Here is a 25,789-nt window from a genome sequence, read left to right as displayed (position 1 = left end):
TCAGCCAGACGGTGAAGCGTGTGAAGTTGCTTCGTCCGCCATCTCCCCACGGTGGGCCGTTGTCGAAAGCCATGCGCTGCGGCAGTCCATAGCGGCGAAAGGCGACAATCAGGTGGGCTTTGACCGTTTCGCCGGTCTCGTTGATGCAAGCCTGCAGCACGACGGAGAAGCGCGAATGGTCGTCGAGCGCGGTCAGCGGATGCAGCCGGCCGCCCTGCCGCAATGCGACATGGCCCTTGAAGTCCATCTGCCACAGATCGTTGGGGGCGGCATGCTCGAAGCGCCCGAACGGCTTGGCTCCACCCCCGAGCAAACCCAGCTCGACGCCATTGCGGTGCAGGATCCCGGTCACCGTGGAAGGTGCAGGCGAACCGGTTCCCTCGCGTTGCAGGACCTTGGAGATCTTGCGTCCGCCCCAGGCCGGGTGCGCCCGGCGCATGCCAAGAACCGCCGCCTCGACTGCATCCGGGCTGCGCGCCGGGCTCGTCGCTGGACGGCGCGATTGCTCCGCAGCCCAGCCTCGCCATGGGCGCGATACCGCGCGATCAACTTGTGACCACAGGTTCGGCCAATCCCGAAACGACGACAAAGCGCACTGACATTGCTGCCATCCTGCACCGCAAAACGCACAAACTCCAACTTCCCATCCATCACGCTGGTGTTCCCAAATGGCATCGCGAACCTCCCGGCGCAAAGCACGCCAAACTGTTCGCAATGTCCTCGCACACCTGTTCGCGATGTCTCCGGTCCAAACAGTGGGGAGGGTAAGCTACTCAATTCCTTCCGTAAAACGCGTTCTCGACATGCACCGGCCAGCGCCAGGGCAGCACCGCGACCATGTCGAAGCGCATCGACAATCTGCCGTAGTCCGCTTGGCGTGACAGCCAGATGTCAGCCGCGCCTTCTATGCGACGCTCCGATTCGTGACCGATCGCCTCCATGGCTTCCATCAGCGTGCGGCGCGCCTTGACCTCGACGAACAGCACCAGATCGCCGCGCCGCGCGATCAGGTCGATCTCGCCGAAGCGTGTGCGGTGGCGGCGCGCAAGAATCCTGTAGCCCTTCATCATCAGGGCTGCCGCCGCCAGCCATTCGCCGCGATGACCGCGTCGATAGGCTTTCAGGCGGCTGGAGCTCGGGCGCTCAGCCACTGTCGCTTTCTCCAGAAATCTCCCTGAGCTCTAGCAGCCGCCGATAGAGCGCCTGTTTCTGGCCGCCGGTCATTTTCGCGGCTTCCGCAGCCGCCTTGGAAGCCGGCATCTCGGCGGCGAGCGACAGCAGCAGGCGGTCGATATCGGCGGGCTCGTCCGCCTTGGCCTCGGGGGCCGGGCCGACGCAGACGACGATCTCGCCCTTCGGCGTATCGGCCGCAGCATAGTGGTCGGCCAGCGCCTGCAGCGTGCCGGTTCGCATCTCCTCGAAGGTCTTGGTCAATTCCCTGCCGATAGCCGCCTTTCGCTCGCCGCCCAGCGCTTCGACCATGGCACCGAGGGATTCGGCCAGCCGACGCGGCGATTCGAAGAAGATCAGCGTCGCCGGCACGGCTTTCAGTGCCTCCAGCCGCGTCAACCGCTGCCCGGTCTTCACCGGCAAAAATCCGGCGAACATGAAGGCATCGGAGGGCAGGCCGGATGCGGTCAACGCCGCAAGCGGCGCCGACGGGCCGGGGATCGGCACGACGCGAATGCCGTGGTCGAGCGCCTCGCCGACCAGCCGGTAGCCGGGATCGGATACCAGCGGCGTGCCGGCATCGGAGATCAGCGCCACGCTCTGCCCGGCCTGAAGTGCCGATATCAGCTTCGGCCCGGCCTCGCCGGCATTGTGTTCATGATAGGCCGTGGTGCGGCGGCGAATGCCGTAGCGCTCGAGCAGCACGCGCGACACCCGCGTGTCTTCGCAGGCGACGATGTCGGCCGCGGCCAGCGTCTCCAGCGCGCGCAGCGTGATGTCGGCGAGATTGCCGATCGGCGTCGCCACCAGATAGAGCGCCGGCTCCAATGGCCGTGCCGCGATCTCGGTCTGCCCGACCACATAGCTGCGCTTGCTCGTCTCTGCGGTCACCGATGACTTCTCCATTCAGCCCTGTTTGGCACGGCTGACGCGGGCTTGCAAAAGCTGACGCCGATGTAAGGAATTCGCCTTTCCTTTGCCACAGTGGGGAACCAAACCGGCGTTGGCAGATTAGCCCCCTGATTCCGGAGGAGGACAGGATGGACAGCCTGAAGATACAGGACGCTTTCGAGCCTTACTATGCCGGCCGCAAGCGCGGTGCCGCGCCCACGGCCAAGCGCCCGCCTGCCAAGACCGAGAACAGCCTGACCAAAGAGCGGACCGCGAGCACCTCGCCGACGAAGGGCAGGCATTCCGACAGCAACAAACCAGACAGCACGACGGAGCACTGACCGGACGATGCCCAATCGCTTCGACATCTTCATCACCCGTCTTGAAACAAAGAATGCCCGCAACGGCGCGCAACTAGCCTCGATAGGCGACCAGCACCGCGCCCGCCGCGATAAGGGCGACGCCAAGCCAATTCGCTCCGGACAACCGCTCGCCGAGAAAGGCCGCGCCAAACACCGCCACAAGCACGACGCTTAGCTTGTCGATCGGCGCCACCTGCGCCGCATTGCCGATCTTGAGCGCCCGAAAATAGCAGAGCCATGAGGCGCCGGTCGCCAGACCGGACAGGCCGAGGAAAGCCCAGGTCTTTCCCGAGATTGTAGCCGGCGACTGGAACTGGCCGCTGGCGAGCAGGATGGCACCGAGCACGATCAGGATGATGACCGTGCGGATGAAGGTGGCGAAATCGGAATTGATGTTCTCGATGCCGACTTTGGCGAAGATCGCCGTCAAGGCCGCGAAGGCAGCCGACAGCAATGCCCAGAATTGCCAGCAGGATACGGTCAGGTTCATGCCGGTGGCCTTTGCGGATGGCGTCTTAACCGAGATACCGTGAAACGCGTGCCTTCAGAAGGCTAATCAACTCAAGATCCATGAATTCATACTCGTCAGGTATATCGAGGCAGATAACACGGGCCTTCCTCAGGCTGGTCTTGAATTTCTTCTGCAGTTTGGTGCGGTGCGCCTTTTCCATGACGAAGATGAGGTCGGCCCACGCCACCAGATAATGCGTCAGCGGCGTGTCGGCATCGTGGTTGGTCCCCGCCGAGGCCACCTCGATATCCCGGCGCGTTGAAAACACCTGTTCGGCGGTCGGGCTGCGCAAGCGGTTCTGGCTGCATACGAAGAGGACGTTCTTCAAGGGTTAGCGCGCCAGGTCCGCCACTACGGCGTCGAGCACGATCATACCGGCCGGCGTGGCGCGCAGGCGCGAATTGCCGATCGGCGCTACCAGCCCCTCTCCCTGCAGCATCGACAGTCGCGCGCTCGACAGGCCGCGTCCGGAGAACGCTTCGTAGCGGGAGAGGTCGATGCCTTCGGCGAGCCGCAGGCCCATCAGCAGGAATTCGTCGGCCTCTTCCGAACGCGTCAGGATTTCGCCGCCGGTGACGCCATGGCCCTTGGCCTCGACCAGATTGGCCCAGGTTTCCGGCATCCGCTCGGCGATCGTCACCGTGCGGCGACCGTTCTCGACGAAGCGGCCATGCGCGCCGGGTCCAACGCCGACATATTCGCCATAGCGCCAATAGGTGAGGTTGTGCCGGCTCTCGGCGCCCGGCCTTGCGTGGTTGGAAATCTCGTAGGCCGGCAAACCATGCGCCGATGTAATCTCCTGCGTCAGCGCATAGAGGTCGGCGGCGTGGTCATTGTCGGGAATGATGAATTTCTTTGCCGCGTGCAGGGCGTGGAAGGGCGTGCCTTCCTCGATGGTCAGCTGATAAAGCGACAGATGGTCGGCGGCATGGCCGATCGCCTGTTCCAGCTCCGATGCCCAAGCGTCCGGGGTCTGGCCGGGGCGGGCATAGATCAGGTCGAAGGATAGCCTTGGGAATATTTCCCGCGCGAGGCCGATGGCGTGCAGCGCTTCCTCGACATTGTGCAGCCGCCCGAGGAAGCGCAAATCCTTGTCATCCAGCGCCTGCACGCCGAGCGACACGCGGTTGACGCCGGCTGCCCGGTAGCCGCGAAAGCGTTCGGCCTCGACCGAGGACGGATTGGCCTCCAGCGTCACCTCGATGCCGTCAGGCACAGTCCAGTTCTTCGCCACGGCGTCCAGAACCCTGGCCACCGTTTCCGGCTTCATCAGCGACGGCGTGCCGCCGCCGAGAAAAATGCTGGTCACCTCGCGCGGCCCGGTGCGTTCGCGCATCGTCGCCAGCTCGGCCTCGAAGGCGCTGGCAAAACGATCCTGGTCGACGGGCTGGTGGCGGACATGGCTGTTGAAGTCGCAATAGGGGCACTTGGCCGCGCAGAACGGCCAGTGGACATAGACGCCGAAGCCGGGCGCCCGGTCGAGCAGCATGCTCATGTCGAGCCCAATCTCGCTTTGGCGAATTTCTGGAAGGCGCGAGCGCGATGCGACAGCGCCGTCGGCTGGCCGGGCTTCCAGCCGTGCTTTTCCTCGGCCGTCATCTCACCAAAAGTCTTGTCGAAGCCGTCGGGGAGGAAGACCGGGTCGTAGCCGAAGCCGAGTTCGCCGCGCGGCGGCCAGACCAGCGTGCCTTCGGCCTCGCCGCGATAATATTCCGCCTCGCCGTCGGGAAACGCCAGGCAGATGACGGCGACGAAGCGTCCCTTGCGCTGTTGCGGCAAGGCCGCGCCGACTTCCTGCAACACCACTTCGGTGCGCTGCATGGCCATGCCGAAATCGCGCGATCCATCCGGGGTTTCGGCCCAGTTGGCGGTGTAGACGCCGGGCGCGCCGTCGAGCGCGTCGACGCACAGGCCGGAATCGTCCGACAGCGCCGGCAGGCCGGTCGCCTTGGCGGCGGCGAGCGCCTTGATGTAGGCGTTCTCCTCGAAGGTGGTGCCGGTCTCGTCAGGCTCCGGCAGGCCATACTCCTTGGCCGACTTGGCTTCGAAGCCGAACGGCCCCATCAGGTCGGCGAATTCGCGCAGCTTGCCGTCATTATGGCTGGCGACGACGATCTTCTTTCCGTCGAGAGAATGCATCAAAGGCCCCAGATTCGTGGCTCGGCGAATTCGATCGAATTGCCCGAGGGGTCGCGTATATAGATCGAACGGCCGCCCTGCGGCCATTCAAATTCGCTTTCGATAGCGATGTTCTTCGCCTCGAGATGCGCTTTCCAGCGCACGATTTCGTCGGCGGTCGTCGCAAAGCAGAGATGGCCTTCGCCGACCGTGCCGTGCGGCGGCACCGGCAGCCTGGCGTCGGACGCCGGCGGGATTTTGGTCGCCTCGGCGTTGAAGACGAGCAGCACGCCGGGGCCGCAGCGGAAGAAGAGATGCCGGCCGGCCACCTTGCCGAGGAGGGGGAGGCCGAGGATGTCGGTGTAGAAGGTTTCCGCTGCGGTCAGGTCGCTGACGTAGAGAGCTGATTCAAGGATGGCAGAGGGCATCACGAGGCACCCCCCTCTGCCCTGCCGGGCATCTCCCCCGCAAGGGGGGAGATTGGCTGTGGCCTCGCCGGCATTTCTCGCGCAACGTTGACTATTGGCGAAGGCCAAGACAGCATCTGATCTCCCCCCTTGCGGGGGAGATGGCCGGCAGGCCAGAGGGGGGTGTCTTGGCTCGGCATTCGAAACCTCAGGCCACTGCCATCTGCTGCAAACTCACCAACCGCTGGATGCCTTTCTTGGCCAGGCCCATCAAGTCCGCGAACTGCTCCTCGGAGAAAGGCTCGCCCTCGGCGGTGCCCTGGATCTCGACGATGCCACCCTTGCCGGTCATGACGAAATTGGCGTCGGTGCCGGCCGCGGAATCCTCAATGTAATCGAGGTCGATGACCGGCTGGCCGTCATGGATGCCGCAGGAGATCGCAGCGACATGGTCCTTCAGCACCTTGGCGACACTGGCCATCTGGCGCGCTTCCATCCAGCGCAGGCAATCATACAGCGCCACCCAACCGCCGGTGATCGAGGCGGTGCGGGTGCCGCCATCGGCCTGGATGACGTCGCAGTCGACGGTGATCTGCTGCTCGCCCAGCGCCTGCAGATCGACCACGGCGCGCAGGGAGCGGCCGATCAGCCGCTGGATTTCCAGCGTGCGGCCGCCCTGCTTGCCGGCCGAAGCCTCGCGGCGCATGCGCTCGCCGGTCGAGCGCGGCAGCATGCCGTATTCGGCCGTCACCCAGCCCTTGCCGGAATTGCGCATCCAGCCAGGCACTTTTTCCTCAAGGCTGGCCGTGCACAGGACATGCGTGTCGCCGAACTTCACCAGGCACGAGCCTTCGGCATGCTTGGAGACGCCGCGCTCGAAGGAGATGGCACGCATTTCGTCGAATTGGCGTTTGGAAGGGCGCATTCAGGCTGCTTTCTTGTCATTTTTCGGAATCTTGGCCGGCTTGTAACCGCATGGGACGCGTGGCGCAAAGGAAAATGGCCTGACGATCTGACGCAGACACCGGGTGATCTCACACAGACACCGGGTGATCTCACAAAGACACCGGGTTGCGCGGGTGCAGTGTAAGTCTATATCGTTGGGCCGGAGGTTTTTGGCCGTATGACCAAGGCAGTCGATCCCGCTTCGCAGTCGCCCGCGCTTCAGTCGCTCGATATGCGTTCCCGCGACATCTTCCGGCGCATTGTCGATTCCTACCTCAGGGACGGTGAACCGGTGGGCTCGCGCAGCCTGTCGCGTATCCTGCCGTCCTCGCTGTCGCCGGCGACCATCCGCAACGTGATGAGCGATCTCGAGCATCTCGGCCTGATCTACGCGCCGCACATCTCGGCCGGCCGGTTGCCGACGCAGGCCGGCCTGCGTTTCTTTGTCGATGCCTTCATGGAGCTTGGCGACCTTTCCGACGAGGAGCGCCGCGCCATCGAGGCACAGGTTCGGGCGTCCGGCTCGGGCGCGACGCTGGAGCACATGCTGACCGAGGCCAGCCAGATGCTGTCGGGCATGTCGCGCGGCGCCGGCCTGGTTCTGGCCGCCAAGAACGAGGTGGCGCTGAAGCACATCGAATTCATCCAGCTCGAACCGACCAAGGCGCTGGCGGTGCTGGTGTCGCAGAATGGCGACGTCGAGAACCGCGTCGTCGAGCTGCCTGCCGGCATCACCGTCTCGCAACTGCACGAGGCCTCAAATTTCCTCAACGCCCATATACGCGGCCGAACGCTTGCCGAGGCGCGGATCGAGATCGCCCGCATCAAGGAAGAGACCAGGGCCGCGCTCGACACGCTGTCGCAGGACCTGGTCGAGAAGGGGCTGGCGGTGTGGGCCGGCGCCGACAGTGGCCTGCCGGCACGGCTCATCGTGCGCGGGCGCGCCAATCTGCTCGAAAACGTCACCGCCCAGGCCGACATCGAACTGCTGCGCCATTTGTTCGAGGACATGGAGACGCAGGACGGGCTTATCCAGTTGCTTGACCTCGCCGAGCAGGGCTCGGGCGTGCGCATCTTCATCGGCTCGGAAAACAAGCTGTTTTCGCTGTCGGGCTCGTCGCTGGTTGTCGCGCCCTATCGCGACAAGGATGCCCGCGTCGTCGGCGCGCTCGGCGTCATCGGCCCGACCCGGCTGAACTACGCGCGCATCGTCCCAATGGTCGACTATACGGCGCAGCTGATTTCCCGCATGCTGCGCTGAGCTGATCCAACCGAGGAGACGACGATGGCGCTCGAAGAATTCAAGGCCCGGATCAGCCTGCTGCTGGAGGAGATGGTCAACCAGCCGGAGGACCAGCACGAGATCCAGGAGCAGTTGCGTGAAAAACTGCAGGAAATGCGCGCCATGGGATTGCCGCTGCCGGCTGACCTCGTCGAGTTGGAAAAACGCCTCGACGACGATTTTTACGCCGCCGGGACCTGAGCCGGGAAACCGGAAGCTTCCTCCACCTCATCGTGTGCCGTGGAACGATCGACGAGACCGCTCGTTCCTGTTCTCACGCCCAAACATTGGAGGACCGAATGATGCGTTTTGCCGGCCCCGCAATTTCCGCCGCACTGTTTCTCTCGACCGCTTCATTCGCCCAGCAGGCGGACGATCCGGTGCTCAAAGGCGCGGCCGCATTCGGCGACTGGCGAGCGGACAAGCCGGGCACACGCCGCCTGATCAGACCGGACGATCTGCCTAAGCCCTATGCCACCCGGTCGACCTCGAACAGCGCCGGCGTTGCGGACATGCCGGCAGACGCGAAGCTGCAACTGCCGCCGGGGTTCTCGGCCGAGCTGGTTGCATCGGGCATCGACAATCCACGCGTCGTGCGCGTCGCGCCGAATGGCGACCTGTTCGTCGCCGACAGCGAGGCCAACCAAGTCCGCATCTACCGTCTGGCCGAAGGCAGTGCGAAGCCTGCGCAGGACGGCATCTTTGCCGGCAATCTCAACCAGCCCTATGGTATTGCCTTCTATCCGCCAGGCGCTGACCCGCAATGGGTCTATGTCGCCAATAGCGACAGCATCGTGCGTTTTGCCTACCGCAATGGCGACCTGAAGGCCTCCGGCGATCCAGAAACCATCGTCGACAACATCCCGGCCAATCACCACTGGACCCGCGACATCGCTTTTTCGCCGGACGGCAAGACGCTTTATCTGTCGGTCGGCTCGGGATCGAATGTCGCCGAGGACATGGGCCAGGAGCCGAAGGGCGGACTCGACGCCTGGGCGGCGTCGCAGGCGCTCGGCGCGCCATGGGGATCCGAAGATGGCCGCGCCGATGTGCTGGCCTTCGATCCCGATGGCAAGAGCGGCCGCATCGTTGCCACCGGCCTGCGCAACTGCTCGGGCATGACCGTGCAGCCGGCGACCGGCGCGCTGTGGTGCGTCGTCAACGAACGCGATGCGCTTGGCGACAATGTGCCGCCCGAATACGCGACCGTGGTCAAGGAGGGCGCCTTCTATGGCTGGCCCTGGTACTACATCGGCGACAATGAGGATCCGCGCCACAAGGGTGCGCGCCCCGATCTTGCCGGCAAAACGACCGTTCCCGATGTGCTGATGCAGGCGCATTCGGCGCCGCTCAACATTGCCTTCTACGAGGGGAAGAGCTTTCCGGCTGAATACAAGGGCGATGCTTTCGTCGCTCTGCACGGGTCATGGAACCGCGGCAACCGGACCGGCTACAAGGTGGTGCGGTTGCTGTTCAAGGACGGCAAGCCAACCGGCGAATATGAGGATTTCATCACCGGCTTCGTCGTCTCAAACGGCGAGGTGTGGGGGCGGCCGGTCGGCGTGGCGGTGGCCCTGGATGGCGCGCTGATCGTCACCGAGGACGGCAACGGCACCATCTGGCGTGTCACCCATGGCGACGGTCGTTCCTGAGCGCAACTCGCACAGGCGTGGTGCAATCGAATCCGAGTTTCAGGGAATTCACGCCCGCCGGGCTTTGTGCGATAGGATGCCGTGATAGCAGCGTCGCGCAAGGCCGCAACCATGACCCTCACCGGATTCCTCGCCTACAGCGCCGCTCTCGGCATCGCCGCCGCGATTCCTGGTCCCGGCATCACCGCGCTGGTCGCCCGTGCGCTCGGCTCCGGCTTCCGCTCGTCGCTGGCGATGTCCTTTGGCCTGATGGTTGGCGACATCACCTATCTGACCGCCGTGGTGCTCGGCCTCGCCATCGTTGCACAGAGTTTCGGCATGGTTTTCCTGGCAATCAAATGGCTCGGCGTCGCCTATCTCGCCTTCCTCGGCTGGCGCTTCTGGAACAGCGGCATCACGCCCGAGACCGTCGAGGCCAGAAAAGGCAAGGGCGGCTTGCTGTCGAGCTTTGCCGCCGGCCTGACTGTCACGCTCGGCAATCCGAAGACGATGATCTTCTATCTCGCCATCACGCCGACCATCGTCGACCTGAAAACCATTACGCTGGCCGACTACGGCATTCTCGTCGCGCTGACGGTCGTCGTGCTTCTGGTGGTGCTGGTGCCGTATCTGGCGCTGGCCGCCAAGGCGCGCTGGTTCCTGAAATCGCCGCGCGCGCTCAAGGCGCTGAACCGTACGGCTGCCGGCTTCATGGTCGGTGCCGCTGCAGCGATTGCCGCCCGCCAATAGCGGGCTTTCGGCCAAAGCATTTCGCAAACAGGCCTTTGCGGGAAATGCTTTTCCGAGACGGCACTGTTTTAGACACAGGTCCCACTCGGATATTTTCAATCGACAGTCTATCTTGCGCGGTCGAAGGTCCTATGTTGCCCGCAAATCCACTTGCCTGAAATTCTGGGAGCGAAACCAATGAACAAGCCCACCACATCAGCCCGCGTGCCCGGCCGCGGCCGCGTCTACGATTCCATCACCGACACGATCGGCGATACGCCTCTGGTGCGGCTCGACAAGTTCGCTCGGGAAAAGGGCATCGTCGCCAATCTCATCGCCAAGCTTGAATTCTTCAACCCGATCGCCTCGGTCAAGGACCGCATCGGCGTGGCGATGATCGAGGCGCTGGAGGCGTCGGGCAAGATCTCTCCCGGCAAGACCACGCTGATCGAACCGACGTCGGGCAACACCGGCATCGCGCTTGCCTTCGCCGCTGCCGCCAAGGGCTACAAGCTGATCCTGACGATGCCCGAAACGATGTCGATCGAGCGCCGGAAAATGCTGGCGCTGCTCGGCGCGGAGCTGGTGCTGACAGAAGGCCCGAAAGGTATGAAGGGCGCCATCGCCAAGGCCGACGAACTGGCAGCGACGATCCCCAACGCGATCATCCCGCAGCAGTTCGAGAATCCGGCCAATCCGGAAATCCACCGCACGACGACAGCCGAGGAAATCTGGAACGATACGCATGGCGAAGTCGATATCTTCGTCGCCGGCATCGGCACCGGCGGCACCATCACCGGCGTCGGCCAGGTGCTGAAGAAGCGCAAGCCCTCCGTGCATGTCGTCGCCGTCGAGCCGGACTCCTCGCCGGTTCTGTCGGGCGGCCAGCCCGGCCCGCACAAGATCCAGGGCATCGGCGCCGGCTTTGCGCCCAAAATCCTCGACACGACGATCTATGACGAGATCGTCAAAGTGTCGAACGAGGATTCCGTGGCCAATGCCCGCCTCGTCGCCCGCCTCGAAGGCGTGCCGGTCGGCATCTCTTCGGGCGCCGCCCTGCAGGCGGCCATCGTCGTCGGCTCGCGGCCGGAGAACAAGGGCAAGAACCTTGTGGTGATCATCCCGTCCTTCGCCGAGCGTTATCTGTCGACCATCCTGTTCGAGGGGCTGGGATCGTAGTCCGACGCTCCTTCGCGTCCAAGCTGGCCCGCTGAAAAAACGCGCGTGGCCGCCATCGGCGGCTTGAGCGCGGCACCGCTTCCGGTTCATATCGCCCCCGGCCTGCTTTGCGCGGCCGGGGGAGAATTTCATGTACAAGCTTTATACCCGTCCCGGCAGCGGCGGCTTCGTGGTCGAGGCGGCGCTGGCGCTGGCCAATGTACCATTTGAGCAGATCGACGTGCCGAAGACCGACCGGCCCGATCCCGCCTTCCTCGACATCAGTCCGTTGAACCAGGTGCCGGTGCTGACCCTGCCGGACGGAAGCTCGATGACCGAATCGGCGGCGATCTGAATCCTGCTTGCCGAGCGTCATCCCGATGCCAATTTGGCGCCGGCGGCCGATGCGCCTGCCCGCGCGGATTTCCTGCGCTGGATGGCATTCATGTCGTCTGTGCTCTATTCGGCGGTGCTGCGTTTCTACTACGCATACCGCTACACGGCCGACCCCGAAGGCACCAAGGCGGTCAAGCAGGCGGCCGTGGCCGAGATGGACCGCGGCTTTGCCGTTCTTGATGCCGCTCTCCAAGGCCGTGACTGGCTGGTCGGCGACCAACTGTCGCTGGCCGACATCTATCTCGTCATGCTGGTGGCCTGGCATCCCGACGTCGATAGGGCGCGCGCGGCCTGGCCTGACATCGAGCGTCTGTGGTCGAAACTGCGCGACCATCCGCTGATGAGGACGCTCAACACATCGCATGAGATGTGGCCGGGCTGAAGCTCAATTTCTGAGCACTGCCCGTTTTCCCTGCAGGAACCGGCGCACCGCCGGGTCGCGCTCGAGGCCGATCGCCCGGTCATAGGCTTCGCAGGCTTGCGGTACCTGACCAAGCCTGGCCAGGAGACCGGCGCGTGCGGCCCAATAGGGCTGGTACTCGTCAAGTCGCTTGTCGTCGCCCAGCACGTAAAGAGCCGCCAATCCGGCCACTGCGCCCTCGGCCTCGGCGATCGCCACCGCGCGGTTTATCGCCACCACCGGCGATCCTGCGATCGAAAGCAGCGCGTCGTAGAGTTCCTGGATCGCCGCCCAGTCGGTGCGGCCGGTCAGCCTTCGTGCCGCATGCGCGGACTGCACGGCCGCCTCAAGCTGGTAGCGGCCGATGACGCCCTTGGCCGCAGCGTGGGAAAGCAGCGCCTCGGCCTCATCGATGAGGGCGCGGTCCCATAGAAGGCAATCCTGTTCCGCCAGTGGCACGAAGTCGCCGGCCGCATCGCGCCGTGCGGTGCGGCGCGCCTCGGCAAACAGCATCAGCGACAAGAGGCCCAGTGCCTCGGGCTCTTCCGGCAACAGCGAAGCCACCAGGCGGCCGAGCCAGATGCCTTCGGTCGCCAGATTGCGGCGGCGCGTTTCGGTGCCCGCCGGGTCGGACCAGCCTTCGGCGAAGGCGGCGTAGATCGCCTCCAGCACCGCGTCCAGCCTTTCGCCGAGTTCGGCCCGCTCCGGCACGCGGAACGGAATGCCGGTTTCACGGATGCGGGTCTTGGCGCGCACCAGGCGCTGGCCCATGGTTGCGGGCGAGACCAGGAAGGCGGAGGCGATCGTCGCGGCGTCGAACCCCAGCACCGTCTGCAGGATAAGTGGCGAGCGTACGCTCGATTCGATCGCCGGATGGGCGCAAGCGAACATCAGCCGCAGCCGATCGTCGGGCAGATCTTCCTCGGTCATGCGTGCCTCCGCCTCCTGCGCAATCAGCTTGAGATGCTCGCGGCCGGCCTCGCTGGTGAGCCGCCGCCGCACCGCATCGACACGGCGCCGCCGCGCCACCGCCAGCAGCCAGGCTTCCGGCTTTTCCGGCACGCCGGTTCGCGGCCAGCGCTCGAGGGCGGCGGCAAAGGCATCGGCCAGCGCGTCCTCGGCGGCGGCCACGTCGCGCGTGCGCGCCGCGAGCCAGGCGACCAGCTTGCCGTAGCTCTGCCGCGCGGGCCCCGCGGGGGGGGGGGGGGGCCCCGGGGGGGGGGGCCCCCCCGCTCCCTCGCCCCCTGCTGCGGCGCCGCCGGCGGCGGGGCCGCGGGGGCCCCCCCCCGGGCGATGTCCGGGCGACTGTCCATCACCGTCATTTCTTGGGCATGTAGTCGGCCATTTCCCAGATCGGCCGCAATTCGACCGTGCCGGTGCTGGCTGCCGGACAGCGTGCCGCCCATTCGATGGCTGTATCGATGTCAGCCGCCTCGATCATGTAGAAGCCGGCAAGCTGCTCCTTGGTGTCGGCATAGGGGCCGTCGATCACGTTGGTCTTGCCGTCAGCGATCCGCACCGAGGTGGTGGCCTGGGTCGGGCGCAGCCTTTCGCCAGCCAGCCACGCACCGGATTTCTTCAACGCTTCGGTATAGGCGCCATAGGCCGCGCTCATCTGCTGGGCCTTCTCGATCGGCGTGTTCGCCAATGCGGCTTCGTCGCTATTGATCAAAATCATGTATCGCATGGTCTTCTCCCGTTTTGCGAAGGCCGCGTCCTTGCGAGGCCGGACGTATGTCGCGCGGCAGTGGCCGATTTCGACAGGCTGCTCAAAAAACTTTCGGCCCCGATGGCTTTTTGTGCAAGCGGCCATCTATTTCCTGATCCCTCAACCGTTCGTCTAACGAGCGCAATTGCGGGTTGGCATTTGCGGCTCGCTGTCTAAACTCGCCCCGGTTCGCATCTAGGAGGCGGTGCGGTCGTCGATATTTTCAGGGAGGAGATCCGATGTTCAATTTCAAAACGAAATTCGTTGCAGCCGGCGCCGTGGCGCTCTCGCTTGGCCTGGGCACCATCTCAGCCAGGGCGCAGGAATTCATCAATGTGCTGACCGGCGGCACATCCGGCGTCTATTATCCGCTCGGCGTGGCGCTGTCGGAAATCTACGGCAAGGGCATCGAAGGCGCACGCACCCAGGTGCAGGCGACAAAGGCTTCGGTCGAAAACCTCAATCTGTTGCAGCAGGGCAAGGGCGAGATTGCGTTTGCGCTGGGCGATTCCGTCAAGCTGGCCGCCGAAGGCAATGCCGAGGCCGGTTTCCCCGGCAAGCTCGATAAATTGCGCGGCATCGCCGCCATCTATCCCAATTATATCCAGATCGTCGCCAGCCAGGAGTCCGGCATCAAGACGCTGGCCGACCTCAAGGGCAAGAGCCTGTCGGTCGGCGCGCCTGCCTCCGGCACCGAGCTCAACGCCCGCGCCATCTTCGCCGCCGCCGGGCTGAAATATGAGGATCTCGGCCGGGTCGAATACCTGCCCTTCGCCGAATCGGTCGAACTGATCAAAAACCGGCAGCTCGACGCCACGCTGCAATCGGCCGGGCTCGGCGTCGCCTCGATCCGCGACCTCGCCACCTCGGTGCCGATCAATGTCGTGGCGGTGCCAGCAGAGGATGTTGCGAAGATCGGCTCGCCCTATCTTTCGGTGGTCATTCCCAAGGGTACCTATGAGGGCCAGAGCGAGGATGTCGCCACCGCCGCCGTCGGCAATTTCCTCATCACCCGCGCCGATGTCTCCGACGAGACCGCCTACCAGTTGACCAAGCTGATATTCGACCATCTCGACCAGCTTGCCGCGGCGCATGCCGCTGCCAAGGCGATCGACCCGGCCAAGGCGCTCGACGGCATGCCGGTGCCGCTGCACCCCGGTGCCGAGCGTTATTACAAGGAGAAGGGGCTGTTGAAGTAAGACGCGTGGCAACCTGACATGTCTTCGCCAGGCGCCCCCCTCTGCCCTGCCGGGCATCTCCCCCTCAAGGGGGGAGATTGGACGTCACCACACCCTTCGCCAATCGCTAACGTTGCAGGACGTGCGCAGACACCAACGCTGCTGATCTCCTCCCTTGAGGGGGAGATGCCCGGCAGGGCAGAGGGGGGCGCCTCGCACTACACTTCGCTCCTTTTGGAGACCGTCGGATGAGCGAAGCAACGTCTGGAACAATACCCGACGGCAAATCCGCCACCTTCCATCTTCCTGTCGTCGAAGAGCAGGTCGAAGGCCTGCCGCCAGGCTTCGGCGACGGCATCGCCGGCAAGGCCGCCTTTCTCATCGCCGTCGCCTTTTCCGTGTTCCAGATTTATGTCGCCGCCTATGGCAGCATTCCGAGCCAGGTGGTGCGGGCCATGCATGTCGGCTTCCTGCTGCTGCTTGGCTTTGGCCTGATTGCCAATCTGCGCGCCAAGAGCCTGCCGGCGAAAGCCGCGTTCTGGACGCTCGGGGCGCTCGGCTTCGGCACCGGCCTGTACAATTGGGTGTTCTACACCGACCTCATCCGGCGCTCCGGCTTCCTGACCACGCCGGACCTGATCGTCGGCGCTGTGCTGGTGGTGCTGGTCTTCGAGGCGGCGCGGCGGCTGATGGGCCTGCCGCTGGCGGTCATCGCCTTCATCTTTCTCGCTTACTGCTTTTTCGGCAACCATCTGCCGCCGCCGCTCATCCATCGCGGCTATGATTTCGCCCAGCTGGTCGACACCTTCGCCTACGGCACCGAAGGCATCTACGGCACGCCGATCTATGTCTCGGCCGCCTACATCTTCATCTTCGTCGTCTTTGCCGCCTTCCTCGAACGTGCCGGCATGATCGCGCTGTTCAACGATTTCGCGCTGGGCCTTGTCGGCACATGGCGCGGCGGCCCGGCGCAGGTCTGCGTGCTGTCGTCGGCGCTGATGGGCACCATTTCCGGCTCGGGCGTCGCCAATGTGGTGGCCAGCGGCCAGTTCACCATCCCGCTGATGAAGCGCTTCGGCTTCCGCTCGGCCTTTGCCGGCGCCGTCGAGGCGACCTCCTCGATGGGCGGCCAGATCATGCCGCCGGTGATGGGCGCGGTCGCCTTCATCATGGCCGAGACGCTGAACGTGCCTTATGCCGAAGTGGTCAAGGCGGCGATCATCCCGGCGCTGCTCTATTTCGGCGCCTGCTTCTGGCAGGTGCATCTGGAAGCCGGCAAGGCCGGCCTGCACGGCATGGCCAAGGCCGAGCTGCCCAACCCGTGGGACGCGGTGCGGCAACACTGGCCGCTGGTGCTGCCGCTGGCAGCGCTGATCTATCTGCTGTTGGCCGGCTACACGCCGATCTTCGCCGGCACGATGGGCCTGGCGCTGACCATCGTGCTCATCCTCGGCACGCCGCTGGCGGCGGCGATCGGACCGCTCGCCTTCCGCATCGTCTTCTGGATCGCGCTCGGGCTTGCCGCCGCCTCGTTCATGAAGTTCGGCGTCAACCTCCTCGGCCTGGTGATCGCCGCACTGGTCGTTGCCTGCTTCACGTTCAAGGGCGGCCGCGAGACGTTGCAAATCTGCGTCGACTCGCTTGCCGAAGGCGCCAAGAACGCGCTGCCGGTCGGCATTGCCTGCGCCATAGTCGGCATCGTCATCGGCACGCTGACGCTCACCGGCATCGCCTCGACCTTCATCGGCTGGATCATCTCGATCGGCCAGGACAATCTGTTCCTGTCGCTGGTGTTGACCATGGTCACCTGCCTGGTGCTCGGCATGGGCATCCCGACCATCCCCAACTACATCATCACCTCGTCGCTGGCCGGGCCGGCGCTGCTGGAACTCGGCGTGCCGCTGCTGGTCAGCCACATGTTCGTGTTCTATTTCGGCATCATGGCCGATTTGACGCCGCCCGTGGCGCTGGCCGCGTTTGCCGCCGCACCGATGGCTAGGGAAAGCGGCCTCAAGATCGGCATCCAGGCGACCAAGCTGGCTATTGCCGGCTTCGTCGTGCCGTTCATGGCGGTCTATACGCCGGCGCTGATGCTGCAGGACGCCGGGCCAATCGCCGCCCAGTTCGGCTATCCCGCCGAGGTCGCATACATCGTCGCCAAGGCGTGCATGGGCATCGTGTTGTGGGGTGCCGCCGCCGTCGGCTTTCTCGCCCGCCGCATGGCGTTGTGGGAACGGCTCATCGCCTTCGCGGCCGGCGTGCTTCTGGTCGCTGCGGTGCCGCTCACCGACGAGGCCGGCTGGGTGCTGGCGCTGGCCTGGATCGGCTGGCACTGTTTTCGCTCACGGCAGGCCGCTAAAGCATGAGCCTGTGCATCCTGGCCGCCGGCAAGACGGTGACGCTCTCCGTTGCCGCCTTCACCCTGTCCTGGACGCATTCGGTGGAACGGACGCGGTGGGAGGAAGACTGGAAGGTCACGCCTACCGGCCTGCAGTTGGTCGAAGCCCGGATCGAGGGCTCGGGCGCCGGCATGGAGCCACCGGAAGGCGCGCTGCTGAAGGAGGGTTGGTGGAGCTATGCGCCAGAGATCGACCCACAACGACGCGTTGTGCTCGCCGCTTCCGGCGCGACCGGCGACGGCTGGACACTGTGCACGGTTCAGGGCTGCAGGGAACTGGGCATGGCTGCAGGCGGACCGATCGTGCTGGAGCCGTGCGGGCCGGATGGCACGAGCCAACCACGATAATGCGTGATCGGCCTTCAGAGCAGATGAGAAATCTCGCCGGGAACGCGGAAGCGGCTTCCTCGGCGGCTTCGAACGAATGGACGATGCGGGCGCCAGAAGCGTCAACGTCGACGATGAGACGCTTCAAGCGCTGCTCCCCATAGCCACGTTTTCTAGCCAAGGAACCGTTCCCGCAGCTCGGGTGCGGGGATTTCGCAGCTGTCCTTCCTGCCGAACAGGGCGTAGCGGTTCTTGGCGATGCGATCGTAGAGCCAATCACGCAGCGGGCGCGGCAGCAGCAACAGCGCTTTTGCCGCCCGCCAGGGCCAGCCGAGTTCCGCCATGACGGCGACGAAGCTGTCAAGCCGCGTGAAGGCGACGCCGTCGATCAGGACGAGATTGGTTTCGTAAGAGTCCGTGCGCAGTCCATGCTTCCGAAACAGCGTTTCACCGAAGGGCGACTGCGCCGTGGCGAAGCGGAAACGGCCTTGGCGGTCGAGCCTGACCACCATGCGCACGAAGCCGGAACAGAGCACGCAGACGCCATCGAAAACGATCAATGGATGGCGTGCGTCGAGAGTTGTTCCGGAGGGACGGTTTGACTTGGGTCGACTGGGTTGGGAATGGTCGGTCAAGCTGGCCTCGGCTGCTCGTGTCCTACGACACTAAGCCGGGCCAGCGTCGGTATCAAAGCCGTGGCGATGTCGCACGGCGCCTGTCGGCGAGAGCGGGACGCTCGGCGCGATAGGTGGTGGCGCGGGTAGAGGCGGCGGGCCTGCAGATCCGGCTGTCGTGGCGATTTTCGAAAGCCATGATCAGTGCGCGCCCAGCGAGTTGCCGCGACGGGCGCAGGCCGGGCCGGGGCCGCGCATGTAATAGCGCTCGGGCCGATAAGTCGGCGCGATGAATTCGCGGATTGCGGCGGCATAGCCGATGAGGTGCGCGAGGAAGTTCATTACCCTGGTCCCTGTCCCGATTTCGGATGTCCCTTCCGAATTGCGGTCATCATAGCGTCGAGGCGTGAATAGTCGGTGAACGTGATGTTAATATCTGGTCGAAAATGCCTCGCTTCGTGGCTGGAATGCGGCTGATTCGGGGTCTTTCGGTGCAGTTGGTCGGCATTCCGGTCAATGTGACTTTTGCATCACATATGTTTCGTTTGAATGTCGCCCGTGCGCGGTTCTGTTTCAACTTTTGCCGCGCTCGCGAAATTTCCGTGCTGGCGACTTGGCGCCGGGGAAAACGACCCTTTGCATCTGAACGCCCGCGCGGCGGAACTGGAGCGCGGTCCGCCCGTTCTCACCTTCATCTGGTTCTGGAAGGAAGATATCATGGCGCCGCGTCCGGCCTGGAGAGGCTATCTGAAGCTTTCGCTGGTCACCTGTGCCGTCGAACTCACCAATGTCGTCACCCACACGGAGCGGGTTTCGTTCCGCATTCTCAACCGCAAGACCGGCAACACGGTGAAGCGCCTCTATGTCGATGCCGAAACCGGCAAGCCGCTGGAGGAGGATGACGAGATCAAGGGCTATGAACTCGACGGTGGCGATTTCATCCATATCGAGGAAGATGAGATCGAGGCGGTGCAGATCGAATCCTCGCACACGATGGCGCTCGACGGTTTCGTCGACAAAGCTTCGATCCAGCAGATCTATCTCGATACGCCCTATTATGTCGCCCCGGCCGACAAGGTGTCGGAAGAAGCGTTCGCCGTCATCCGGGACGCGATGGCGAGCAAGAAGATGGCCGGGTTGGCGCGTATCGTGCTCTACCGACGCGAACGGCCGGTGGTTATCGAGCCGCTCGGCAAAGGCATGGTGCTGACAACGCTGCGCTACGACAACACGGTGCGCCAACCGGACACCGTCTTCGGCGACATCGAGTCGGTGAAGACCGATCAGGAGATGACCGACCTCGCCGAGCTGATCATCGACAAGAAGAAGACCAAGTTCGATCCCTCGAAATTTGACGACAAATACGAGGACGCGCTGCTGGAACTGATCCGCGCCAAGAAGGCCGGCCACAAGGCGCCGAAGGCCAAGGCGGCGCCCAAGCCTTCCAATGTCGTCAATCTGTTCGACGCGCTGAAGAAGAGCCTGTCGGATTCCGGATCATCGAAAAGGTCTTCGTCGGCGAAAGCCAAGCCGGCGGCCAAACGCGCCAAGCCGAAAGCCAGCGCGCCCAAACGCAAATCGGCCTGAGGAACCCAACGAATGGCCAGCCTCGAACAATATCACTCCAAGCGCGATTTCAAGAAAACCGCCGAACCGGCCGGCAAGGTCGCCCGGACCAAGCAGCGCGGCGCGGGCGGCATCTTCGTCATCCACAAGCATGCCGCGACGCGGCTGCATTACGACCTGCGGCTCGAGCATGACGGCGTGCTGTGGAGCTGGGCGGTGACGCGCGGCCCGAGCCTCGACCCGCATGAGAAGCGGCTCGCCGTGCATGTCGAGGACCACCCGATCGACTATGCGCCGTTCGAGGGCACCATTCCCAAGGGCGAATATGGCGGCGGTTCGGTTATCGTTTGGGACGAGGGCACCTGGACCCCCGAGATCGACCCGGCCAAGGCGATGAAGAAGGGCCATATCAGCTTTGAGCTTGAGGGCCACAAGCTGCATGGGGCATGGCATCTGGTGCGACTGAAGCCGCGTGCGGGTGAAAAACGCGACAATTGGCTGCTGATCAAGTCGGACGATGCCGCAGCGCGTCCTGGCGAGGATATTCTCAAGGAGGCGCCGGAATCGGTGAAGTCCGGCCTGACCATCGAGGAGGTCGGCGAGGGCAAGTCCGCAAAGGGTGAGAAGCCAAAGGTCTGGCATTCCAACAAGCCGGCCGCCGGCAAAGGGAAACCCGGCAAACGCCTCGACTTCATCGAGCCGCAGCTGGCCACGCTGGAGCGCGATGCACCGCCGGGCAAGGACTGGCTGCATGAGGTGAAGTTCGACGGCTATCGCATGCAGGCGCAGATAGCCGGCACCGATGTGCGGCTGCTGACCCGGACCGGCCTCGACTGGACGAAGAAATTCGGCAACGAGATCGTGGCGGAGCTGGCCGGGCTGAAGTGCAGCGACGCCATCATCGATGGCGAGGTGGTCGTGCTCGCCGACAGCGGCGTTTCCTCCTTCGCGCTGCTGCAGCAGGACCTGTCGGCGAAGCGGACGCATCGGTTCATCTATTACGTGTTCGACCTGATGCGCCTCGACGGAAGGGATTTGCGCCGCGAGCCGCTGGTCGAGCGCAAGCAGGCCTTGCAGGAGCTGCTCGGCGAACAGTCCGACAATCCCGCGGTCCGCTTCAGCGACCATTTCGCCGAACCTGGCAAGATCATGCTGGAGCATGCCTGCCGCATGGGCCTGGAAGGCGTCGTCTCCAAGCGTGCCGATGCACCCTACCGCAGCGGCCGCGGCCCGACCTGGGTCAAATCGAAATGCACGGCGCGGCAGGAATTCGTGATCGGCGGCTACCTGCCGTCCGACAAGACCGGGCGCGGACTGCGCTCGATCCTCGTCGGCTTCCACGAGGGCGGCAAGCTGCATTATGCCGGCCGCGTCGGCACCGGTTTTTCGGGCAAGGGCGCCAATGAGCTGAAGGCAAAACTCGATGCATTGACGGCAAAAACATCGCCCTTCTCCACCGCCGTGCCGAAGGGAAAGGGCCTGGTCTGGGTCAAGCCCGAGCTTGTCGGCGAAGTGGAGTTTCGCAGCTGGACCTCGGACCGTATAATACGCCACGCCTCGTTCCAGGGATTGCGCGAGGACAAGGCGGCGGAGGAAGTCGTGCAGGAAAAGCCCAAAGCGTCGACAGGCAAGCCATCGACAGGCGAGAGCACGGCCAAGCCGGCACCGGGTGGCAAAGCCGCTAGATCGATGACGACCACGGTAAAACTCTCGCATCCCGACAAGCTGCTGTGGCCGGACGAAAACATCTCCAAGCGGGGCCTGCTGGACCATTACGCGCAGGTTTGGCCGCGCATGGAACAGTTTGTCGTCAACCGGCCGCTCAGCTTGGTGCGGGCGCCGGACGGTGTCGGCGGCCAGCGTTTCTTCCAGAAACATGCCTCGGCCGGCATGAGCGACAAGATCGCCCGCATGAAGGACCCTAGTGACGGCGAGGAGATCCTGTACATCCGGGATTTCGATGGTGTTGCCGCACTGGTCCAGTATGGCGTGGTCGAGATCCACATTTGGGGGTGCACGATCGATGAGATCGAAAAGCCCGACCAGATCATCTTCGATCTCGATCCCGATGAAGGTGTCGACGTGAAGGCGGTCCGCGAGGCGGCACTTGATATCAGGGGCAAGCTCGACGAGCTGTCGCTGCCGAACTTCGTCAAGACGTCGGGCGGCAAGGGCTTTCACGTCATGGTGCCGCTGAGACCAGCGGCGGATTGGGAGGAGGTCAAAACCTTCGCCCATGATTTCGCCAGGGCGCTGGAGCAGGGTGCCCCCGACCGCTACACGGCGACGCTGTCGAAAAAAGCGCGCACCGGAAAGATCTTCGTCGACTATCTGCGCAACGGCAGGGGCTCGACGACGGTCGCGCCCTATTCGTCACGCGCCAAGAAGGGCGCCACCGTGTCGATGCCGGTGACCTGGGCCGAGATCGAGGCCGGGCTGGCGCCGAACGCTTTCCCGATCGGCGACAAGACGACGCTGAAGCAGCTGGCGAAAGCCGATCCGTGGGCGGATTTTTTCGGGCGGGGGAAGGTGTTGAAGCGGGGGTGATCCTCGTGATTTCGTCATCCTAGGGCGAAGCAAGGAGCGAAGCGACGCGGCGCAGACCCTAGGATGACGAAGGTGTGGGCGAGCCCCACCACCATCAGCTCAAAAACGCCCTCTCAAACGCCTGCTTGCCCGGCGGCGAGAAGATCACCGCGCGGCTGTCCTTCTCGCGGCGCGCCCATTTCTCGGCAAGGATCTTGTCGAGGATGGCGGCGCCCAGCGTGCCGGCGAGGTGTGAGCGCCGCACGCTCCAGTCGAGGCAAGCGCGGCACACCGGCCGTCGCGGCTTGGTGTAGACGTCGATGCCTATCGCAGCGAAATGCGAAGCCGCCGATGGCCCGAGCCTGATCTCCTGCTCGTCGCGGACCAGTACGTTCTTGGCGACGAGCCGATCGAGCATCGCCACCGCCTGCTCGCCGGCGAGGTGATCGTAGCAGACGCGCGCCACGCGCATGGCGCCATCGCGCGGACCCGGGCGCACACGCTTTGGACCGACGGCTTCCGCGACGCCTGTGATGGCTTCGATCATGCCCGCCACCTGCGGTCCGGCGAGGCCGTAATAGCGATGCCGGCCTTGGCTCGCCACCGTGAGCAGCCCACCTTCCATCAGTTTGCCCAGGTGCGAGCTGGCGGTCGGCAGCGAAACGCCGGCCTCGAGCGCCAGTTCGCTCGCCGTCAGCGCCGTGCCGCCCATCAGGGCATTCAGCATGTTTGCCCGTGCCGGGTCGCCGACCAGGCTGGCGATGCGGGCGATGTCGGGGCCTTCTCGCATAGTTCGTTCCTCATCGAAGCATCCCTGTCAGATAACCACTATTCTCCGGTGAGATCAAGGAGACGACGATGACCGCACGAACCGCTTTCCCCTCGGCGCTCCCCAGCCGACAATCGTTCCCGTTCGTCACCTGGTTGCGTTCGCGGCTGCTGGCCCGCTGGTATGACCGTCATCTGCAGCGCCTCGACCTTGCCGAGATCGACGATCATCAGCTGCGCGATCTTGGCCTTACACGGCAAGACGTGCGCCGCGAATGCGCGAAATCCTTCTGGCAGCCCTAGCAGGCCGGGCGGCAGGACGTTTCGATGCGGCTCGAACTATTGACGCAATCCCGAGGAGACCACAATGACCATCACTTGCTTCATCCGCTATGAGATCGACCCGTTCGGCAAGGCGGCCTTCGAGGAGTACGCCCGCAACTGGGGCCAGGCCATTCCACGCTGCGGCGCCGATTTGATCGGTTATTACGCGCCTCATGAAGGCTCGGCGACAACGGCCTATGCCGCCTACAACATCGACAGCCTGGCGGCCTATGAGGCCTACCGCGCGCGACTTGCCGCCGATCCCGCCGGCAAGGCAAACTACGAGTTTGCCAAGCGTGAAAGATTCATCCTCAAGGAGGACCGCATGTTCCTGAAGCACGTCTCGGGCCCGCACGCGAAACTGGTGCTGCCGTGATTGCCGTCATCTTCGAGGTCGAGCCGGCGGCGGGCAGGCGCGATGCATATCTGAGCATCTCCGCCGATCTGCGGCCGCTGCTCGACGGCATCGACGGCTTTCTGTCGATCGAGCGCTTCCAGAGCCTGGCCGATCCGAACCGCGTCCTGTCGCTGTCGTTCTGGCGCGACGAGGAAGCGGTCAAGGCCTGGCGCAGCACCGAAGAACACCGGCAGGCGCAGCAGGCCGGTCGTGGCGGCATCTTTGCCGGCTACCGACTGCGCATCGCCCATGTGGTGAGGGATTATGGGCTGACGGAGAGGGATGAGGCGCCAGCGGATAGCCGGGCGGTGAATGGGTGACTGAGGCTACTCAAGCATTGCCGATCAGCACGCCGGCCGCGAATACCAGCGCGCCGCCCAGCACCACCTGGAAGGCGGCACGCAGGAAGGGCGTCTGCATGTAGCGGTTCTGCACGAAGGCAATCGCCCACAGTTCGAAGAACACCACCACCGCGGCGACGGCCGTCGCCGTCCAGAAATCCGGGATGAGATAGGGCAGTGCGTGGCCAAGGCCACCCGCCGACGTCATGACGCCGGTGGTGATGCCGCGCTTGATCGGCGAGCCGCGGCCCGAGAGCTTACCGTCGTCTGAGGCCACTTCGGTGAAGCCCATCGAAATGCCGGCGCCGATCGAGGCGGCAAGCCCGACCAAAAGTGTCTGCCAGGTGTCATGCGTGGCGAAGGCGGCGGCAAAGATCGGCGCCAGAGTGGACACCGACCCGTCCATCAGCCCGGCCAGCCCCGGCTGCACATAGGTGAGGATGAACTGGCGCTGCTCGGCGGCGGTCTCTTCATCCTTCACTTCGCCCGGCACATGTTTCTGCTCCAGACGCTGCGCCAGGGTCTCATGGCCCAGTTCGGCCACCGCCAGATCGTCGAGCAGTTTTCGCGTCGAGGCATCTGCCGTGCGCTTGGCCGCCTCGACATAGAAAAGGTAGGCTTGCCGCTCCATCGCCTCGGCCTGGCTGCGGACGTGCTCGATGCCGAGCGGCCGGACCAGCCAGTCGGGCTTGCGCTCGTAATAACCCTTCACATGTTCGCGCCGGATCAGCGGTATGCGCTCGCCGAACCGCTTGCGGAAAAGCTCGATCAGCGCATCGCGATGGCCATCCTCTTCCCCGGCCATCTCCTCGAACACTTTTGCCGATTGCGGGAAGTTTTCCGTCAGGCCGTCGGCATAGGCGCGGTAGATGCGTCCGTCATCCTCCTCGGACGAAATGGCCAGCGCCAGGATCTCCTGTTCGGAGAGCGATTCGAAGGGACGGCGGCCGAAGCCGAAAACACGGGAAAGCATGAGGAATTCACCCTAGTTTAGAATAGTTCTAAACTAGGGTTTTGAGCGCCTCCGGTCAATTGCGCGCTCGGTCGCGGTCAAGAATTGTTGAAGCTCGTAAGCCGGGCTGGCCCTTCATTATCAGTGGAATGTTCACCTATATAATTTTACCTAACCAGAACAAGGAACCGGCAGATGACGGCAAAACAGCCTCCGCATCCCTATGACCCAAAGCCCGTTCTCGATCTCATCGCCAGCATCGAGGCAGACCTGCAGCGCCTGAAGGGCCTGGTCGAACAGCAGGTCGAGAAATTCGACCCCGCCAATCCGCACAACAAGGGGCCGGATGGCAAACTGACCGAGGAAGGCGCCGAGTGCTGCTACCGCATGTTCGACGAGGGCAAGTCGCGCTACTCGGTCGCCCAGCAGATGAAAATCTCCTTTGCCGCCGCCAGCCACCGGTTCAACAACTGGCGAAAGCTGGGTGGGAGCAAGAGGCAGAGGACGTTGCTTGGGTGAACTGGCGAGATGTCGGCGCGAGGCACCCCCCTCTGTCCTGCCGGACATCTCCCCCGCAAGGGGCCCGTTGCGTTATTAAGTTATACGGGCAAGGAGGGAGGGTCGGGCCAATGTGGGGTGCCTTGCGGCTCGGGTTTGAGGCCGGATTGGCTGGGGTTTGACGGGTTCGGC

General features: G+C 64.3%; 30 protein-coding genes and 2 pseudogenes. 16 read left to right on the top strand and 16 right to left on the bottom strand.

Annotated features, from left to right (window positions below; genetic code table 11):
• The 4 genes from NKJ04_RS32640 to rsmI form a co-directional block, all read right to left on the bottom strand.
• Positions 1 to 439, bottom strand: a 439-nt coding sequence (locus NKJ04_RS32640; protein ID WP_352679939.1) for a DDE-type integrase/transposase/recombinase, incomplete at its 3' end; no start/stop codon positions are given.
• Positions 349 to 651, bottom strand: coding sequence for a helix-turn-helix domain-containing protein (locus tag NKJ04_RS32635; RefSeq protein WP_352679948.1), 303 nt, complete (start codon positions 649 to 651; stop codon positions 349 to 351). The genes NKJ04_RS32640 and NKJ04_RS32635, both read right to left, overlap by 91 nt.
• A 122-nt stretch (positions 652 to 773) precedes the next feature.
• Complete coding sequence (locus NKJ04_RS32630; RefSeq protein WP_128305282.1) at positions 774 to 1,151, bottom strand: YraN family protein; 378 nt, start codon at positions 1,149 to 1,151, stop codon at positions 774 to 776.
• Positions 1,144 to 2,076 carry a 16S rRNA (cytidine(1402)-2'-O)-methyltransferase gene (gene rsmI / locus NKJ04_RS32625; protein WP_352679936.1) on the bottom strand — a complete coding sequence of 311 codons (933 nt, stop codon included), beginning with the start codon at positions 2,074 to 2,076 and terminating at the stop codon, positions 1,144 to 1,146. Before rsmI ends, NKJ04_RS32630 begins: the two co-directional genes overlap by 8 nt.
• A 134-nt stretch (positions 2,077 to 2,210) precedes the next feature.
• Here rsmI and NKJ04_RS32620 point away from each other — a divergent pair, with 134 nt between their 5' ends.
• Positions 2,211 to 2,402 carry a hypothetical protein gene (locus NKJ04_RS32620; RefSeq protein WP_023814163.1) on the top strand — a complete coding sequence of 64 codons (192 nt, stop codon included), beginning with the start codon at positions 2,211 to 2,213 and terminating at the stop codon, positions 2,400 to 2,402.
• Positions 2,403 to 2,475: 73 nt separating this feature from the next.
• Here the strand turns inward: NKJ04_RS32620 and NKJ04_RS32615 are convergent, their stop codons facing one another.
• From NKJ04_RS32615 to rph, 6 genes are all read right to left on the bottom strand, one after another.
• Positions 2,476 to 2,913, bottom strand: a complete 438-nt coding sequence (locus tag NKJ04_RS32615) for an EamA family transporter (protein ID WP_352679933.1) — start codon at positions 2,911 to 2,913, stop codon at positions 2,476 to 2,478.
• Between the two features lie 25 nt (positions 2,914 to 2,938).
• The gene (locus tag NKJ04_RS32610; protein ID WP_352679930.1) at positions 2,939 to 3,262 is read right to left on the bottom strand and encodes a low molecular weight protein tyrosine phosphatase family protein; all 324 of its coding nucleotides are present in this window, start codon (positions 3,260 to 3,262) and stop codon (positions 2,939 to 2,941) included.
• 3 nt (positions 3,263 to 3,265) lie between these two features.
• Positions 3,266 to 4,429, bottom strand: a complete 1,164-nt coding sequence (hemW, locus tag NKJ04_RS32605; RefSeq protein ID WP_352679927.1) for a radical SAM family heme chaperone HemW — start codon at positions 4,427 to 4,429, stop codon at positions 3,266 to 3,268.
• Positions 4,426 to 5,073 (bottom strand): RdgB/HAM1 family non-canonical purine NTP pyrophosphatase, encoded by a 648-nt coding sequence (gene rdgB, locus NKJ04_RS32600; protein WP_352679924.1) that lies wholly within the window; start codon positions 5,071 to 5,073, stop codon positions 4,426 to 4,428. Before rdgB ends, hemW begins: the two co-directional genes overlap by 4 nt.
• The gene (locus NKJ04_RS32595) at positions 5,073 to 5,483 is read right to left on the bottom strand and encodes a VOC family protein (protein WP_352679945.1); all 411 of its coding nucleotides are present in this window, start codon (positions 5,481 to 5,483) and stop codon (positions 5,073 to 5,075) included. The genes rdgB and NKJ04_RS32595 overlap by 1 nt, the downstream gene beginning before the upstream one ends.
• 184 nt (positions 5,484 to 5,667) lie before the next feature.
• On the bottom strand, positions 5,668 to 6,384 hold the full coding sequence (gene rph / locus NKJ04_RS32590; protein ID WP_013528632.1) for a ribonuclease PH: 717 nt from the start codon (positions 6,382 to 6,384) through the stop codon (positions 5,668 to 5,670).
• 198 nt (positions 6,385 to 6,582) lie between these two features.
• Between rph and hrcA the strand changes: the two genes are divergently transcribed.
• From hrcA to NKJ04_RS32560, 6 genes and pseudogenes are all read left to right on the top strand, one after another.
• Entirely contained in the window at positions 6,583 to 7,665 is a 1,083-nt protein-coding gene (gene hrcA / locus NKJ04_RS32585; protein WP_023814157.1) for a heat-inducible transcriptional repressor HrcA, read from the top strand.
• Positions 7,666 to 7,689: 24 nt separating this feature from the next.
• Positions 7,690 to 7,887 (top strand): hypothetical protein, encoded by a 198-nt coding sequence (locus NKJ04_RS32580; RefSeq protein ID WP_023814156.1) that lies wholly within the window; start codon positions 7,690 to 7,692, stop codon positions 7,885 to 7,887.
• 98 nt (positions 7,888 to 7,985) lie between these two features.
• Positions 7,986 to 9,338 carry a PQQ-dependent sugar dehydrogenase gene (locus NKJ04_RS32575; protein ID WP_023814155.1) on the top strand — a complete coding sequence of 451 codons (1,353 nt, stop codon included), beginning with the start codon at positions 7,986 to 7,988 and terminating at the stop codon, positions 9,336 to 9,338.
• 111 nt (positions 9,339 to 9,449) lie between these two features.
• Positions 9,450 to 10,067, top strand: coding sequence for a LysE family translocator (locus tag NKJ04_RS32570; RefSeq protein ID WP_352554338.1), 618 nt, complete (start codon positions 9,450 to 9,452; stop codon positions 10,065 to 10,067).
• Between the two features lie 177 nt (positions 10,068 to 10,244).
• Positions 10,245 to 11,225 carry a cysteine synthase A gene (cysK, locus tag NKJ04_RS32565; protein WP_352679918.1) on the top strand — a complete coding sequence of 327 codons (981 nt, stop codon included), beginning with the start codon at positions 10,245 to 10,247 and terminating at the stop codon, positions 11,223 to 11,225.
• Positions 11,226 to 11,355: 130 nt separating this feature from the next.
• Positions 11,356 to 11,982 (top strand): annotated as a pseudogene (locus NKJ04_RS32560) (glutathione S-transferase family protein).
• A 3-nt stretch (positions 11,983 to 11,985) separates the two neighbouring features.
• Here NKJ04_RS32560 and NKJ04_RS32555 read toward each other — a convergent pair.
• Both NKJ04_RS32555 and NKJ04_RS32550 read right to left on the bottom strand, forming a co-directional pair.
• Positions 11,986 to 13,185 (bottom strand): annotated as a pseudogene (locus tag NKJ04_RS32555) (RNA polymerase sigma factor); the annotation flags it as partial.
• Between the two features lie 133 nt (positions 13,186 to 13,318).
• A complete protein-coding gene (locus NKJ04_RS32550) occupies positions 13,319 to 13,687 on the bottom strand; it encodes a YciI family protein (protein WP_031213674.1) in 369 nt (122 codons plus the stop codon).
• 260 nt (positions 13,688 to 13,947) lie between these two features.
• On the opposite strand from NKJ04_RS32550, the gene NKJ04_RS32545 reads away from it, so the two are divergent.
• The 3 genes from NKJ04_RS32545 to NKJ04_RS32535 all read left to right on the top strand — a co-directional run bounded on the left by NKJ04_RS32545 (position 13,948) and on the right by NKJ04_RS32535 (position 17,632).
• The gene (locus tag NKJ04_RS32545; protein WP_127297569.1) at positions 13,948 to 14,907 is read left to right on the top strand and encodes a TAXI family TRAP transporter solute-binding subunit; all 960 of its coding nucleotides are present in this window, start codon (positions 13,948 to 13,950) and stop codon (positions 14,905 to 14,907) included.
• A gap of 227 nt (positions 14,908 to 15,134) precedes the next feature.
• On the top strand, positions 15,135 to 17,252 hold the full coding sequence (locus tag NKJ04_RS32540) for a TRAP transporter permease (protein ID WP_352679914.1): 2,118 nt from the start codon (positions 15,135 to 15,137) through the stop codon (positions 17,250 to 17,252).
• Entirely contained in the window at positions 17,249 to 17,632 is a 384-nt protein-coding gene (locus tag NKJ04_RS32535; protein WP_352628860.1) for a DUF1850 domain-containing protein, read from the top strand. Before NKJ04_RS32540 ends, NKJ04_RS32535 begins: the two co-directional genes overlap by 4 nt.
• Before the next feature lie 152 nt (positions 17,633 to 17,784).
• Here NKJ04_RS32535 and NKJ04_RS32530 read toward each other — a convergent pair whose 3' ends face one another.
• The gene (locus NKJ04_RS32530; protein ID WP_502898004.1) at positions 17,785 to 18,246 is read right to left on the bottom strand and encodes a thiol-disulfide oxidoreductase DCC family protein; all 462 of its coding nucleotides are present in this window, start codon (positions 18,244 to 18,246) and stop codon (positions 17,785 to 17,787) included.
• Between the two features lie 180 nt (positions 18,247 to 18,426).
• Positions 18,427 to 18,567 (bottom strand): hypothetical protein, encoded by a 141-nt coding sequence (locus tag NKJ04_RS32525; protein WP_023813501.1) that lies wholly within the window; start codon positions 18,565 to 18,567, stop codon positions 18,427 to 18,429.
• Positions 18,568 to 18,942: 375 nt separating this feature from the next.
• On the opposite strand from NKJ04_RS32525, the gene ku reads away from it, so the two are divergent.
• A complete protein-coding gene (gene ku / locus NKJ04_RS32520) occupies positions 18,943 to 19,812 on the top strand; it encodes a non-homologous end joining protein Ku (protein ID WP_352679942.1) in 870 nt (289 codons plus the stop codon).
• Positions 19,813 to 19,824: 12 nt separating this feature from the next.
• Positions 19,825 to 22,338, top strand: coding sequence for a DNA ligase D (gene ligD / locus NKJ04_RS32515; RefSeq protein WP_352679908.1), 2,514 nt, complete (start codon positions 19,825 to 19,827; stop codon positions 22,336 to 22,338).
• 94 nt (positions 22,339 to 22,432) lie between these two features.
• Here the strand turns inward: ligD and NKJ04_RS32510 are convergent, their stop codons facing one another.
• The gene (locus tag NKJ04_RS32510) at positions 22,433 to 23,107 is read right to left on the bottom strand and encodes an ArsR/SmtB family transcription factor (protein ID WP_128305297.1); all 675 of its coding nucleotides are present in this window, start codon (positions 23,105 to 23,107) and stop codon (positions 22,433 to 22,435) included.
• A 68-nt stretch (positions 23,108 to 23,175) separates the two neighbouring features.
• Here NKJ04_RS32510 and NKJ04_RS32505 point away from each other — a divergent pair, with 68 nt between their 5' ends.
• The 3 genes from NKJ04_RS32505 to NKJ04_RS32495 all read left to right on the top strand — a co-directional run bounded on the left by NKJ04_RS32505 (position 23,176) and on the right by NKJ04_RS32495 (position 24,126).
• Positions 23,176 to 23,388 (top strand): DUF1127 domain-containing protein, encoded by a 213-nt coding sequence (locus NKJ04_RS32505; protein WP_128305298.1) that lies wholly within the window; start codon positions 23,176 to 23,178, stop codon positions 23,386 to 23,388.
• 64 nt (positions 23,389 to 23,452) lie between these two features.
• Positions 23,453 to 23,785, top strand: coding sequence for an NIPSNAP family protein (locus NKJ04_RS32500; protein ID WP_127261220.1), 333 nt, complete (start codon positions 23,453 to 23,455; stop codon positions 23,783 to 23,785).
• Entirely contained in the window at positions 23,782 to 24,126 is a 345-nt protein-coding gene (locus tag NKJ04_RS32495) for an antibiotic biosynthesis monooxygenase family protein (protein WP_352679903.1), read from the top strand. The genes NKJ04_RS32500 and NKJ04_RS32495 overlap by 4 nt, the downstream gene beginning before the upstream one ends.
• 10 nt (positions 24,127 to 24,136) lie before the next feature.
• Here the strand turns inward: NKJ04_RS32495 and mbfA are convergent, their stop codons facing one another.
• Complete coding sequence (gene mbfA / locus NKJ04_RS32490) at positions 24,137 to 25,120, bottom strand: iron exporter MbfA (RefSeq protein ID WP_352679900.1); 984 nt, start codon at positions 25,118 to 25,120, stop codon at positions 24,137 to 24,139.
• 174 nt (positions 25,121 to 25,294) lie between these two features.
• On the opposite strand from mbfA, the gene NKJ04_RS32485 reads away from it, so the two are divergent.
• Positions 25,295 to 25,618: a hypothetical protein gene (locus NKJ04_RS32485; protein WP_352613453.1), complete on the top strand. Its 324-nt coding sequence runs from the start codon at positions 25,295 to 25,297 to the stop codon at positions 25,616 to 25,618.
• Positions 25,619 to 25,789: the final 171 nt, after the last annotated feature.

Origin of the sequence: Mesorhizobium sp. M0618 (genome assembly GCF_040320765.1) — a bacterium.
In the GTDB taxonomy this organism is placed as follows: Bacteria; Pseudomonadota; Alphaproteobacteria; order Rhizobiales; family Rhizobiaceae; genus Mesorhizobium.
This window is presented reverse-complemented; position numbering and strand designations above follow the sequence as displayed.